This window comes from Haloferax sp. s1 (assembly GCF_058382125.1).
This window is the reverse complement of the sequence record NZ_JBZRPK010000654.1, coordinates 1-12,081: the sequence shown is the minus strand read 5'-3', so window position 1 is coordinate 12,081 and position 12,081 is coordinate 1. Positions and strand designations below refer to the sequence as shown.

14 protein-coding genes and 1 pseudogene are annotated in these 12,081 nt (G+C 62.9%); 4 read left to right on the top strand and 11 right to left on the bottom strand.

Translation table 11 applies throughout. The features are described 5' to 3' along the window. Positions 1-40 precede the first annotated feature (40 nt). From QT222_RS15145 to QT222_RS15120, 6 genes and pseudogenes are all read right to left on the bottom strand, one after another. Positions 41-478: pseudogene (locus QT222_RS15145) on the bottom strand (enolase-like domain-containing protein); the annotation flags it as partial. Further along, the gene (locus tag QT222_RS15140; protein ID WP_004060141.1) at positions 479-1,504 is read right to left on the bottom strand and encodes an N-acetyltransferase DgcN family protein; all 1,026 of its coding nucleotides are present in this window, start codon (positions 1,502-1,504) and stop codon (positions 479-481) included. 114 nt (positions 1,505-1,618) lie between these two features. Continuing rightward, positions 1,619-2,545: a Vms1/Ankzf1 family peptidyl-tRNA hydrolase gene (locus QT222_RS15135; RefSeq protein ID WP_491477650.1), complete on the bottom strand. Its 927-nt coding sequence runs from the start codon at positions 2,543-2,545 to the stop codon at positions 1,619-1,621. Positions 2,546-2,744: 199 nt separating this feature from the next. Further along, positions 2,745-3,107, bottom strand: a complete 363-nt coding sequence (locus QT222_RS15130) for a DUF5802 family protein (RefSeq protein WP_491477649.1) — start codon at positions 3,105-3,107, stop codon at positions 2,745-2,747. A 290-nt stretch (positions 3,108-3,397) separates the two neighbouring features. Continuing rightward, a complete protein-coding gene (locus tag QT222_RS15125; RefSeq protein WP_491477648.1) occupies positions 3,398-3,712 on the bottom strand; it encodes a DUF7977 family protein in 315 nt (104 codons plus the stop codon). Then, positions 3,702-4,742, bottom strand: a complete 1,041-nt coding sequence (locus tag QT222_RS15120) for a zinc-binding dehydrogenase (protein WP_491477647.1) — start codon at positions 4,740-4,742, stop codon at positions 3,702-3,704. The genes QT222_RS15125 and QT222_RS15120 overlap by 11 nt, the downstream gene beginning before the upstream one ends. A gap of 400 nt (positions 4,743-5,142) precedes the next feature. On the opposite strand from QT222_RS15120, the gene QT222_RS15115 reads away from it, so the two are divergent. Continuing rightward, positions 5,143-5,697 (top strand): MogA/MoaB family molybdenum cofactor biosynthesis protein, encoded by a 555-nt coding sequence (locus QT222_RS15115; RefSeq protein ID WP_491477646.1) that lies wholly within the window; start codon positions 5,143-5,145, stop codon positions 5,695-5,697. A 140-nt stretch (positions 5,698-5,837) separates the two neighbouring features. Further along, a complete protein-coding gene (gene ilvD / locus QT222_RS15110; RefSeq protein WP_491477645.1) occupies positions 5,838-7,592 on the top strand; it encodes a dihydroxy-acid dehydratase in 1,755 nt (584 codons plus the stop codon). Between the two features lie 48 nt (positions 7,593-7,640). Here the strand turns inward: ilvD and QT222_RS15105 are convergent, their stop codons facing one another. From QT222_RS15105 to QT222_RS15095, 3 genes are all read right to left on the bottom strand, one after another. Next, positions 7,641-7,901: a hypothetical protein gene (locus QT222_RS15105; RefSeq protein ID WP_491477644.1), complete on the bottom strand. Its 261-nt coding sequence runs from the start codon at positions 7,899-7,901 to the stop codon at positions 7,641-7,643. 99 nt (positions 7,902-8,000) lie between these two features. Continuing rightward, positions 8,001-8,960 carry a D-2-hydroxyacid dehydrogenase gene (locus QT222_RS15100; protein ID WP_491477643.1) on the bottom strand — a complete coding sequence of 320 codons (960 nt, stop codon included), beginning with the start codon at positions 8,958-8,960 and terminating at the stop codon, positions 8,001-8,003. Between the two features lie 73 nt (positions 8,961-9,033). Next, complete coding sequence (locus QT222_RS15095; protein ID WP_004060150.1) at positions 9,034-9,261, bottom strand: hypothetical protein; 228 nt, start codon at positions 9,259-9,261, stop codon at positions 9,034-9,036. A gap of 204 nt (positions 9,262-9,465) precedes the next feature. Here QT222_RS15095 and QT222_RS15090 point away from each other — a divergent pair, with 204 nt between their 5' ends. Continuing rightward, positions 9,466-10,857, top strand: a complete 1,392-nt coding sequence (locus QT222_RS15090; protein ID WP_004060151.1) for an NAD(P)/FAD-dependent oxidoreductase — start codon at positions 9,466-9,468, stop codon at positions 10,855-10,857. 42 nt (positions 10,858-10,899) lie between these two features. Then, on the top strand, positions 10,900-11,343 hold the full coding sequence (locus QT222_RS15085) for a Tat pathway signal protein (RefSeq protein ID WP_081603729.1): 444 nt from the start codon (positions 10,900-10,902) through the stop codon (positions 11,341-11,343). A gap of 197 nt (positions 11,344-11,540) precedes the next feature. Here the strand turns inward: QT222_RS15085 and QT222_RS15080 are convergent, their stop codons facing one another. Beyond that, the gene (locus QT222_RS15080; RefSeq protein ID WP_345775729.1) at positions 11,541-11,891 is read right to left on the bottom strand and encodes a type II toxin-antitoxin system VapC family toxin; all 351 of its coding nucleotides are present in this window, start codon (positions 11,889-11,891) and stop codon (positions 11,541-11,543) included. Beyond that, a partial coding sequence (locus QT222_RS15075) for an MFS transporter (protein WP_491477642.1) occupies positions 11,873-12,081 on the bottom strand: 209 nt, incomplete at its 5' end. The genes QT222_RS15080 and QT222_RS15075, both read right to left, overlap by 19 nt.

Genomic DNA, 12,081 nt, shown 5'->3' with positions numbered 1-12,081 from the left:
TGACGTTGACCGCGTGGTAGCGCGCCTCGTGCTACTTGTTCGTCATCACGCGCATCGTGGCGAGGCCGTCGAGACCGATGGTGAACGACGGGGGCGGCGCTCGGTCGGCGTCGAGTCCCCGGAGTCTGTAGGGCGGGACGCCGGTTCGCTTCGCGGCGAGGTCGTGGGTCGCGATGCTCACGGCGGTTCTGGCAGCCGGGTTTCGGCGGACCGTCTCGGCCATTCGGCGCTCGATTCGGTCGATTGCGTGCGGGTCGCCGACCTCCTCGACGACCGCGAGCAGGTCTGGAAGGACGGCTTCGACCGTGTCGGCGGTTTCGCCGTAGTGCGACGACGGGGCGGCCGCGCCGACGCCCGTCATGCCGCCTTCGTCTTCGATTCGGACGACGACGTTCTCGGCTTCAGTCTGGACGCCGCGAGAGATACCGAAGGGTTCGGCGAGCGGCATCGAAATCCGCTCGAACTCGGTCGAGAGCACTCAGAACACCTCGTCGATGAGGTCTGTGGCGTCGAACCGAACCGGGTCGACCGCCGGAGCGCCGAGTTCGTCGGCGAACGATTCGACTGCGGCGGCGGCTTCCTCGTCGTCGTCGACGTGCGACGTGTTGAGCGCGCCAGCGACGACTTCCGCCTCGTGGACCGGTTCGGCGAGGGTCTCGTAGAGCGAGACGTACTCCGAAATCGAGGGGAGTGCGAACTCCTCGTAACCGTGAATCGCTTCGCGGGTGGACTCGTGACAGAGGATGAGTTTGTCGGCCATCGAGCCGTGGAGAAGCCCGCAGGTGACCGCGGAGTACGCTGGATGGGTGATACTGCCTTGGCCTTCCACGAAGAGCACGTCGTATTCGTCGCCTTTCTCCAGAATCATCTCTTCGACGGACCCGGCGGTGAAGTCGCTCACGACGCGGTCGACGGGGTTGCCCCAGCCGGAAATCATGATACCGGTCTGGCCCGTCGGGATGAATCCGGCGTCGATACCCTGCTCGCGGGCGGCTTCGACGAGTTCGAGCGTCGCGGTCATCTTACCGACCGAGCAGTCGGTCCCAACGGTGAGGACGACTTCGGCGTCCACGTCGGCGGAGTTGCCCTGCGCGACGCCGATGTCGTCGTGGGGTTTGCGAACGTCGTTTATCTCACAGCCGTGTTCGGCGGCGAGTGCGGCGAACTCCTCGTCGTCGGTGAGGAAGTAGTGCAGGCCAGCGATGATGTCGCACTCGCGTTCCAGCGCAGTCCGCACGTCGTCACGCCACGTCTCGTCGAAGCCGCCGCCGATGGGTGCGATACCAACGAGGAGTGCGTCGGCCTCGGGCGCATCGGCCATCGAGGAGACGATGGGTACGTCGGGGAGGTCGCGGCGGTGGTCGGCAGCGGAGGTTCCCGGGTTGTCGCGGTCGAGGACGGCAACCACGTCGTAGTCGGCGTACTTCAGCACGCCCGTAGCGGTCTTCGCGCGGTCGGGGAACTTCTCGTGTGCGAGGACGACAACTCGCTGTGGCTCGCTCATAGTTGGTGGCACGCAATGACACCCTAAAAGGGCAGTCGATTCGGCAGTGACTGTTGGGAAATCAGTTCGATTATTCGTCACTTTCTCCCCCCACTCTCCCACGGCGACCTCCGGTCAGAGCCGGTACAGTCGCGTGGTCCAGAACTCCCGTGACGCCTCCGTTAGCGCCGCTTCGGGGTCGCCGCTGGCATCGACCGTAGCGGTCAGTGCCGACCGCTCGCGGAACTCGTCGAGGACGGTTTGTTCGCCGAGGACGATGAGGTCTGCGTCGGCGTCGGTGGTGGTCTCGGAATCAGCATCCGCAGCGTGCTCGTCGAGCGCCTCGTGGCACCGGTCGATGTGGTCCGCAATCTGGCCCTCGCGGATGCGCTCGAAACGACTCTGTGAGAATCCGCCTTTCGAGTGGGCTGATTTCACGTCGCTTTCGAACCCCGTCACGTAGTGCAGTTCGCCGTCTTCGTAGCGACCGAGGGCGAATAGGTCGGCCCGGACGAGCGCGACGACCGTGGTATCGGTCGGGTGGAACCACGCCGAATCGAGGGTAAATCCGCCGTCCCACGCGTCGAACGCGGCTGGGAGACGCGGTGGCGAGAGAGCGACACGCACCAGTCCGGCGTCGTCGGTGAGGGCGATACAGGGTGCGGCCCGGCGGACCAACGACGCGCGGTCACCGAAGGCGTCTTCGACCGACGAGGGGAGCGAGCGCTCGTCGTCGACGACGGCGGTCAAGGCACCTTCGGGTGCTGTCGAAACGGATTCGAGGCGGGAACGAATTTCACGAAGACGGTCGCCGCGAAGGTCGTCGGTCCCGCGGAAGTCGAGTGAGTCGTCGTCACCGGAGAGGCGTTCGACCCGGTCTTCGAGTTCGGTGATGCGGTCTTCGAGGTGGTTGACTTCTGCTTCGGCTTCCTGTCGCGCACGGACCGCGTCCTTCCGGCGTTCAGACTCGCCTTCGAGACGACCCGCGAGCGCATCGCGTTCGTCTTCCAACTCGGCGATGCGCGCTTTGAGTTTGGCCCGGCCCAACAACTCGTCCAGCATACGCGGAAGCGTGCAGGCCGACCACTTGAGGGTTCGGACGTGGCGCGGTGAGGGAGAGATGTGGGCGTGGCGAGGAAAGATGCGGACGTGGAGGAGAGATGTTGACGTGACGTGACACAGAAGTGTACATCACCGTAACTCGTGGTTGGTACTCGTGCGGTGGGCTACATTCGTCCGCGAAAAAGATTCTCGGCGGCGACTACGCCGGTATGAGTTCGTCGATTCCGTCGAGGTCGTAGCCGGCGTATCGGAGCAGTTCCGCCGCGCGGGGTGCGTCAGCGAGGAGAACCGGTCGGTCGTCGGGGAGGGTGTGTGGGTCTACTCGGTCACGGGGGAGTGCGAGTGTTCCCGACGGAATACCCTCATCGCCGACGACCGGGAAATGTGCGCTGTCGAGTTTCATTACGAGCGGGAAGTCGGTTCGCTCGACACCCTGTCCTGTGGTGTAGACGTGCTCGTTGAGTCGCTCGTGTTCCGTTCGGTGAATCGCGGCCTCGGTTCCGTCGTACGGTTCGACGTACATCCGGCCGAGGAAGTACCCACTGGAGAATCGTTCAAACATCTGTGCAAGTGAATACCATGCACGACAAGGGATAAGCCTTGTCGGAATCCTTTATATTGGACCGCAATTCGACCGTTTCGGGGTAGCGGCAGCGCAGTGTTGTCGGGATGTTTGCGTCTCAGAGGGTCGGGGGGACTGATGTGTCAGAAAATGGAGTGTTGAGATAACGAACTATTGAGGTGTCGAAGTACCAGAACCGGTGGTGGTTGAGTAACTGGATGCCGTGGTGCCTGAAAGTTACAGGATGCCGTGGTGCCTGAATATCTGAGTCCCGTTGCGAGTTGCCGAACTCAGTCGCCGCCGCGAGTCGCCGCGGTCATCGACCAGACGGCGACCAGACCGAGGAGAAGCGCCGGCAGCATCGGCAGCGCCAGCATCGCGGTAATGTACGGCAGGCCCGCCATCGCGGGGAGCGAGGGAGCGAGATGCACGGCGCGAGGACCCACGCGGAAACGGACCGCAACGAGCCGGACGAGTATCCACCCGCGACTCCCGAAGCCCTTCGCCTCGGGTTCGCTACCGCCGACATCGCTCTCGCCCGGTCGGTGGACGTAGGTGTCGGACCGACTCGCGGTGTCGCCCCCAGACGTGGTGTCAGAGCTCACTATCTGGGATTACGACCACCTTGCCAAAGCCCTGTCGCTCCTCGATGAGTTCGTGTGCACGCTCGATTTCGCTCATCGGGAGCGTTTCGCGGATTCGCGGTTCGAACGTGCCGTCCCAGACGAGTTCGAGTACCTCGTCGGCCTGTCCGGGCGTCGCCATCGTCGAGCCGATAACTGACAGTTGGTTCCAGAAGATGTAGTTGAGTCCCGCACCCGGGTCGGGTCCAGTCGTCGCGCCGCAGGTGACGACTCGCCCGCCGTTAGCGAGGCTTTTGAGCGACTGCTTGTACGTTTTCTCGCCGATGTGGTCGACGACCATGTCGACGCCGCGGCCGTCGGTCATCTCGTACACCTCCTTCGAGAAGCTCTCTTCCTCGTAGTTGATGACGTAGTCCGCGCCGCACTCGCGGGCGTACTCCAGTTTCTCGTCGGTGGAGGCCGTGGCGTACACTTCTGCGCCCGCGTAGTCGGCGATTTGGACGGCCGCGTGGCCGACGCCGCCGGACGCGCCGAGGACGAGCACCTTCTCGCCGGCTTGGAGTTCGCCGCGGTGGATGAGCATGCGCCACGCTGTCTGGAAGACGAGCGAGGCGGACCCGGCGACTTCCCACGGTACGTCTTCGGGAACTGGAACGAGGTTCTCCTCGGGCACGGCCGCGAATTCGGCGTGGACGCCGCGCATGTGCTCGCCGATGAGTCGGTAGTCGGGAGCGAGCGTCATGTCGCCCTTCCGCGAGAACTCGTCGTCGCCGTCCGCGACACCCGCGAGGAGCGCGACGCGGTCGCCTTCCTCGAATCGAGTCACGCGCTCGCCGACCTCGGTGACGATACCGGCCATGTCGCTGCCGGGGATGTGCGGCATGTCCAAATCGAGAATCGGAAGCCCCCGTCGCGTCCAGATATCGAGGTGGTTCAGCGACGCCGCTTTTACGTCGACGAGAACCTCATCAGGGTCGACCTCCGGGTCGGGGAAATCGCCGTATTCGAGCACCTCTCGACCGCCGTGTTCCGCGAATTGGACCGCTTTCATCTCGGACCGATTGACGAAGCGAAGCGACTAAAGTGTGGGTTTACGCCAATCATCTTTCCTGAACTTCCACGACTGTTGAAATCGGCACGAATTCGATAAGGGACAACTTAACGACATCCGATAACGTCCTTGGTCATCAAATAGCACAGCACATGCACGCTCGCATACTCCAGAGAGACCAGTGAACACACAACCACGCCGAAGCGACGCGCCGGACCAGTTTTTGGCTGGAGAAACGTTACGCACGTCGGATTTCCCCCACGTCATCAGAACCCTCCGAACTCTGGTTAGCTAACAAGACGCGTTGCGTCTTGTGAACGGCTAAAGCCGTGGGGTACCACCTTGCAGTGCTGTGAGAGTCGACGCGAGAACTTTATCACCTGGTGACGAAGCCGGGTTCGTGAGCGACCACGACGACCGCGACGACCACGACGACCGCGACGACCACAATCACGACCATCACGAACACGACGTGGCAGAACTCCAAGTCGCAGTCCTGACGATTTCGTCGACTCGCGACGTGGAGAACGACCCCGCGGGCGATGCAATCAAGACGATTCTCCACGAGGCCGACCACTCGGTCTCGGTCCGGCGCGTCATCGACGACGACTACGACGAGATACAGACCGAGGTCTCGCGGATGGTAGACCGCGGCGATGTCGACGTAACAGTTACCACCGGCGGAACCGGCGTTACGCCCGACGACGAGACGGTCGAAGCCGCCGAACAACTGTTCGACAAGACGCTCCCCGGATTCGGCGAGTTGTTCCGACACCTCTCATACGACGAAATCGGGACTCGTGTCGTCGGCACGCGAGCGACCGCGGGTATCATCGATGGGATGCCGGTGTTCTGCTTACCGGGCAGCGAGAACGCCGCGCGCCTCGGGACCGCCGAGATACTCGTCCCTGAAGCGCCGCACCTCACGGGACTCGCCCGACGCGACGAGGCGTAAGCGATGAACGAGCGGGAGAGGGAGACTCGCAGTCGAGAAGCAAATAATCACCCATAGAACTGTGGCTCAGCCCGCCAAATCCGACTGCAACGTCTGCCCAGTCGCGTCCATTTAAGTTCGCACACCCGCTCCGGACAGGTATGAGCCAGCAGTCCCCACACGAGGAGGACGCAGACGACGTGTTCTCCAGCGGTAAGGACCCGAACCTTCGGAGTACGGAGGTCACAGAAGGCCCCGATAAGGCCCCGCACCGAGCGATGTTCCGCGCCATGGGCTTCGACGACGAAGACCTCTCGTCGCCGATGGTCGGCGTGCCGAACCCCGCCGCGGACATCACCCCGTGTAACGTTCACCTCGACGACGTCGCCGAGGCGGCCATCGAGGGCATCGAAGACGCCGGCGGGATGCCAATCGAGTTCGGGACCGTCACCATCTCCGACGCCATCTCCATGGGGACCGAAGGGATGAAGGCCTCGCTCATCTCCCGCGAGGTCATCGCCGACTCCGTCGAACTCGTCTCCTTCGGCGAGCGCATGGACGCGCTCGTCACCGTCGCGGGCTGTGACAAGAACCTCCCCGGGATGATGATGGCGTCCATCCGGACCGACCTCCCCTCGGTGTTCCTCTACGGTGGTTCTATCATGCCCGGCGAGCACGAAGGCCGCGAGGTCACCGTCCAGAACGTCTTCGAGGGTGTCGGCACCTACGCCGAAGGCGACATGAGCGCCGACGAACTCGACGACCTCGAACGCCACGCCTGCCCCGGTGCGGGCTCCTGCGGCGGGATGTTCACCGCCAACACGATGGCCTCCATCTCGGAAGCCCTCGGGATGGCACCGCTCGGGTCTGCGTCGCCCCCTGCTGAGTCCGAAGAACGCTACGAGGTCGCCCGCCGCGCCGGTGAGGCCGTCCTCCAGTGCGTCGAAAACGACCGCCGCCCCTCCGACATCCTCACGAAGCAGTCCTTCGAGAACGCCATCGCCCTCCAGGTCGCCATCGGCGGGTCGACCAACGCCGTTCTCCACCTGCTGGCACTCGCCGCCGAAGCGGGTATCGACCTCGACATCGAGGAGTTCAACGAAATCTCCCGGCGCACGCCGAAGATTGCGAACCTCCAACCCGGCGGCACGCGCGTCATGAACGACCTCCACGAGGTCGGTGGTATTCCGATCGTCGTCCGTCGCCTCGTCGAGGCCGACCTGTTCCACGGCGACGCGATGACTGTCACGGGCCGCACCATCGCCGAGGAACTCGACCACCTCGACTTGCCGACCGACGACGAGATAGACGAGGACTTCCTCTACACCGTCGACGAACCGTACCAGTCGGAGGGTGCCATCAAGATTCTCACCGGCAACCTCGCGCCCGACGGCGCGGTGCTCAAGGTGACCGGCGACGACAAGTTCCACCACACCGGTCCCGCCCGCGTGTTCGAGAACGAAGAGGATGCAATGCGCTACGTGCAGGAAGGCCACATCGAATCGGGTGACGTCATCGCCATCCGCAACGAGGGACCGTGCGGCGGTCCCGGGATGCGCGAGATGCTCGGTGTCACCGCCGCCGTCGTCGGACAGGGCCACGAAGACGACGTGGCGCTTCTCACCGACGGTCGCTTCTCCGGTGCGACTCGCGGGCCGATGGTCGGCCACGTCGCACCCGAGGCCGCCAAAGGCGGTCCAATCGCGCTTCTCGAAGACGGCGACGAAGTGACCGTCGACATTCCGAACCGCGAACTCTCCGTCGACCTCTCCGACGAAGAACTCGAAGCCCGGAAGGAAGATTGGGAACCCAAACCACCGACGTACACCTCCGGCGTGCTGGCGAAGTACGCCCGCGACTTCGGCTCTGCGGCGAACGGTGCCGTGACGAATCCGGCCGTCAAGCGGGACGAGTAAGCGACTCTCTACGGGTCGCTGGCGGCTTCTATTTCGGCGCGAACGCCGTCAAAACAGGTGAATACCCGACGCCCGGTAAAGGGTGAGGACCCCGACTCCAAGCGCCGTTCCGACCGAAATCAGTACAATCACCTTCCGCGGTTGCTCGGTGAAGCCGTAGCAACACAACCCGAGCGGAATCGACATGAGAACGTCGACAGCCCACTCCGGAACGACTTGGTACAGGCCCGCCCACGGGTAGAGAAACAGAATTCCGAGTCCGCCGAAGAAGGCAAAGATTCGATTCCACTGCCACTCTGAAAGCTGCACAACAACACCCAATACTTTCAACCAATTACCACTTTCGGCGAGGGATGCTGTCGTATTCCCGCCGAATTCGCGGTGGCGAGGGTGTCGATTCGACCCGGCTTAGACCACGCGATTACGCAGGTCGTCGTCACCCTCGTCCAACTTGCCGAGGTTCTCGGCGATAATATCTGCCATGCGTTCCCAGTACTTCGGCGTGTGGCCCGCGTTGTGGGGCGTGATGAGCACGTTGTCGAAGTTCCAGAGTTCGTGGTCCGACGGGAGCGGTTCGGGGTCGGTCACGTCGAGGGCTGCACCCCGGATACCGTTGTTTCGGAGTGCGGAGACCAGCGCCTCGGTGTCGACGACCGGGCCGCGACCGATGTTGACGAGGACGGTCTCGGGTGCCATCGATTTGAACGCATCCGCGTCAACGAGACCGCGTGTGGCGTCCGTCAGCGGGCACGCGATGACGACGTACTCCGAGCGGGCGAACGCGTCGTGGAGGCCCTGCTCGTCGTCGAAGCCGACGACTTCGTCGGTCGGGCCTCCCTTTTCGGGTGAGTAGCGAACGCCGATGGTGTCCACGCCGAAGGGTTCGAGTCTGTCGACGACGGCCTGTCCGATAGCGCCGAGTCCGACGACGGTGACCGTCGAACCTTGCAGTTCGTGGGTCGGGTAGGACTGCCAGCGATTGTCCTGTTTGTGCCGCTCTGCGACGTGGAACCGACGGGTGAAATAGAGGATGCTGCCGAGAACCTGCTCGGCGATGTTCGGGCCGTGGACGCCCGACGCATTGGTGACGGCAATATCGTTGGTCTCCAGCGCTTCGAGCGGGAGGTGCCCAGTACCGGCGAAGACGCAGGCAAACAGGTCGAGGTTTGCGGCGGTTTCGAGTACGTCCTCAGCGAGGGTGAACCCAGTGGCGACGCGGGCGCGAGAGAGCAAGTCTCGCTCTTCTGTCGGCGTGTTGGCGAGGGCGACTTCCCGGTCTGGGAGTCTCTCACGGAGCGTTTCGGCGTACTCCTCGGCAGACAGTCCGTGTATCTTCTGACGCAGCACCACAATGTCGGGGTCGCGCATGGTCGATGATTCTCGAAGTCGGTGATGAATCTGTCCGATTCGGCGCGGCGTAGTTCTCACCAAAGATAATTCGTCAATCGAGTGGGTCGCGCCTCCGTGGTCGTCGCTTCGAAATCGTTCGGGTGACGGCTACCGCGTCGACAGTCGGGTCGACAACGAACCGAGACCCATCTTCGCCGATTTTCCACGCGACGGGAGCGTAGCCCTGCGGTGCGGGGCCGCCATCGACGAAGACAAGGTCGCCCGTCTCGTCGCGGAATACCACAGGCTCTCGCTGGTCGCCCGACTCGTCAGCGGTCATTGGTTCGCATATAGCGCAGTTCCCTCCATAAATCTCCGTCCCTAGTTATCAGACGCGGTATTTGGGTGTGGTATGGGTCTCGAATACCGCGAGTTTTGAAACCGAGACGGCGCGAAAATCGGGTGACGAAGGACACGATACCCACGCTTCGACCCGGCGAGGCGGTTCAGGGGGTTTAATACCTGAGCGAAGTGCTGTTGCGGTATGGAACGCGTAGACGTCGCCATCGTTGGCGGCGGCCCGGCCGGTACGTCAGCGGCACACGCTGCCGCCTCGGCCGGTGCCTCCGCTTTGGTCCTCGAGAAGGGCGTCCCCCGAGCGGACCGACAGGGTCTCGGTCCGGATTCAACGGACGCGGCCGGCATCCTCGATTACTGGGTGGACATCATGGACATTCACCCGGACGAGATGCCGGACGATGTCGTCCTCGATGTCCTCGACCGAGCCGAATTCATCGGGCCGAACGAATCGCTAACACTCCGAAGTACCGGTCTCGACTCGTCGTACGACGAGTTCGGGTACACGTTTCACCGAGCCAAGTTCGACGACTGGCTTCGCAGCCGTGCCGAGGAAGCAGGCGCGGAGTACCGACTCAAGGCATCCGTCCGCGACGTAGAGACGGACCTCGACGCATCGGGCAGCGAAACCGACCCGCGCCACGTCGTCCGGTTGGCCAACGGCGAAGACGTGGGTGCGGACTTCCTCATTCTCGCCGACGGGCCGCAGCGGACGGTCACGAACAAGGTTCTCGACGACTTCCTGCCGTTCGCAATCACGGACAGACTCGCGTCGACGGAAGTCAACCACATCGCGTATCAGGAACACCGCGAGTTCCCGCCGGAACTGTTCGACGAAGTCGACGGCGCTATCAAGTTCTGGTGGGGCTACATGCCCGGCCACACGGCGTATCCGTGGGTGTTTCCGAACGACAACAACGTCTGCCGCGTCGGACTCACGATGCCAATCGGAATGGACATCGACGAAGTCGAAGACCGCGACAAGTACAAACTCCTCCGCGAAGACGACGACAGCATTCCGCAGGGCCGCGAGTACATCCGTCGCTTGCTCGAACAAGAGTTCGGCGACGAGTACGACATCGACGAGGACTTCCCGCTCGTCGAAGACCGTGGCAAGACCAACGGGACCGAGACGTACGCCATCTCCTCGACGCGCCCCATCGATTCACCCAGTGCGGCGGGTATCGCCGTCACCGGCGGTGCAATGGGCGCAACCTCGGCCTTCCACGAAGGTGGCGACCACGTTGCCGTCCGCACGGGTGCCATTGCGGGTGAACTCGCCGCCGAAGGAGACCTGAGCGAGTACAACGCCCGCTGGAAGGACGCCATCGGCGACGAGGTTCTGCGGAACGTCGCCATGGCCAAAATCGTCCACGACTACGGCCCGAGCAACTGGGACAAGTCGTTCAAGGCGGCCAGAAAGCTTCTCGATAAGGACGAAGGCTACAAGGCGTTCGGCGCCACCAAACTCAGCGCCGGATTCAGTGCCGCGAAACTTGCGACCCAGTACAAGCGGACGAAACTCAAGTACCGAAACGGCAAGTACGTCCAGCTGAACGAATCCGAGTATTCAGTATAGCTGACAGAAGTTTTATCAGCCATTCCGAATTTCTGTCAGTCGATGACCCCGCTTCCATCTCGCCGCCGTGTTCTCCGCCGTGGACTTGCCACGGCAGGCGTCGGTCTCTTGGGTTCGTTCGCGGGGTGCTCGTCGCTTCGTGGCTGCTCATCTGCCGAGATATTTCTCCGAGGAGAGTTAGTCGGCCACGTACCGCAAAATGCAACCGTCGTAGACGTAGACGACCCGCGTGTCGAACAAAGTCCATGGGTGAAGAAAGTCGTCGAGTCGGCTTCGGGCGGCCATCCACGCGAGTTGACTGTCTCCGACTGTTTGAGCGATTACGACGACCTTCGGCAGGACCTCGACGCGCTCCCGGCAGTCCATCGGTCCGAAGACCGTCTGTACTACGTGCGCATCGAGGGACAGGTTGTCAGAGTTCGGGCCGTCTTCTTCGCCGGTGAGGAGACGAGGCGGTCGGAAGTCGTTTTACCTCGGGTGGACTAGACCCGGGTGCGTACCTCAAGTCCCCGTCCGAGTTGTCCCACATTGGGAGCGATGACAGAACGGCGAACCCGGGTGCGCAACACCTACTGGCCGGCACCCGCCGGCGTACTTCGGAACGTCCGCGCCCGAAAGACGGACCGCCTGGCACGAGGGTTTCCCGGTTGACGCGGCACGCCGCCTCGGGATGATACCGGCCGTTAGTGTCCTGGGCGACACTTCCGAATCGCTAGCAACAGCGTCGACTGTTGCCTCAGCGACCCGGTTTCGATTCGTTCTACTAGGCCGTCGAAGTCGTCGTCGAAACTCAACATGGCGTCGGTGCCTCGCGACTCGCATAGGTAGATGCTAGATGCGTCTGTGAAACTAAGGTCCTGATCTGCATATCGTCGGAACGTCTCCAGCGATGACCGCACGTCGTCGGGTTCGACGTGAATCGTTTCAAAGACAGTCGGAAACGGGTCTTCACCAAGGATACGTCTGGCGACTGTGTTCGCGGCATCGAACGACCCCGTTCGAACACGCGTAAGTGTCACTGTCTCGTCCAGCACGTAGTCACTCGTGTACGGCTGTCCGTACTTGCTCCACCAGCCAGTCCGTAGAGAACCATCGACACGAACAAGGGTACCGTTCGTCCAAAACGGTCGATAATCACGCCGACGACGGGCGAGAGAACGATGACGGAGAGCGCTGGAACCGTCAACACGAACCGGACGAGGAAGTCCGCGTTCGGTACCTCGC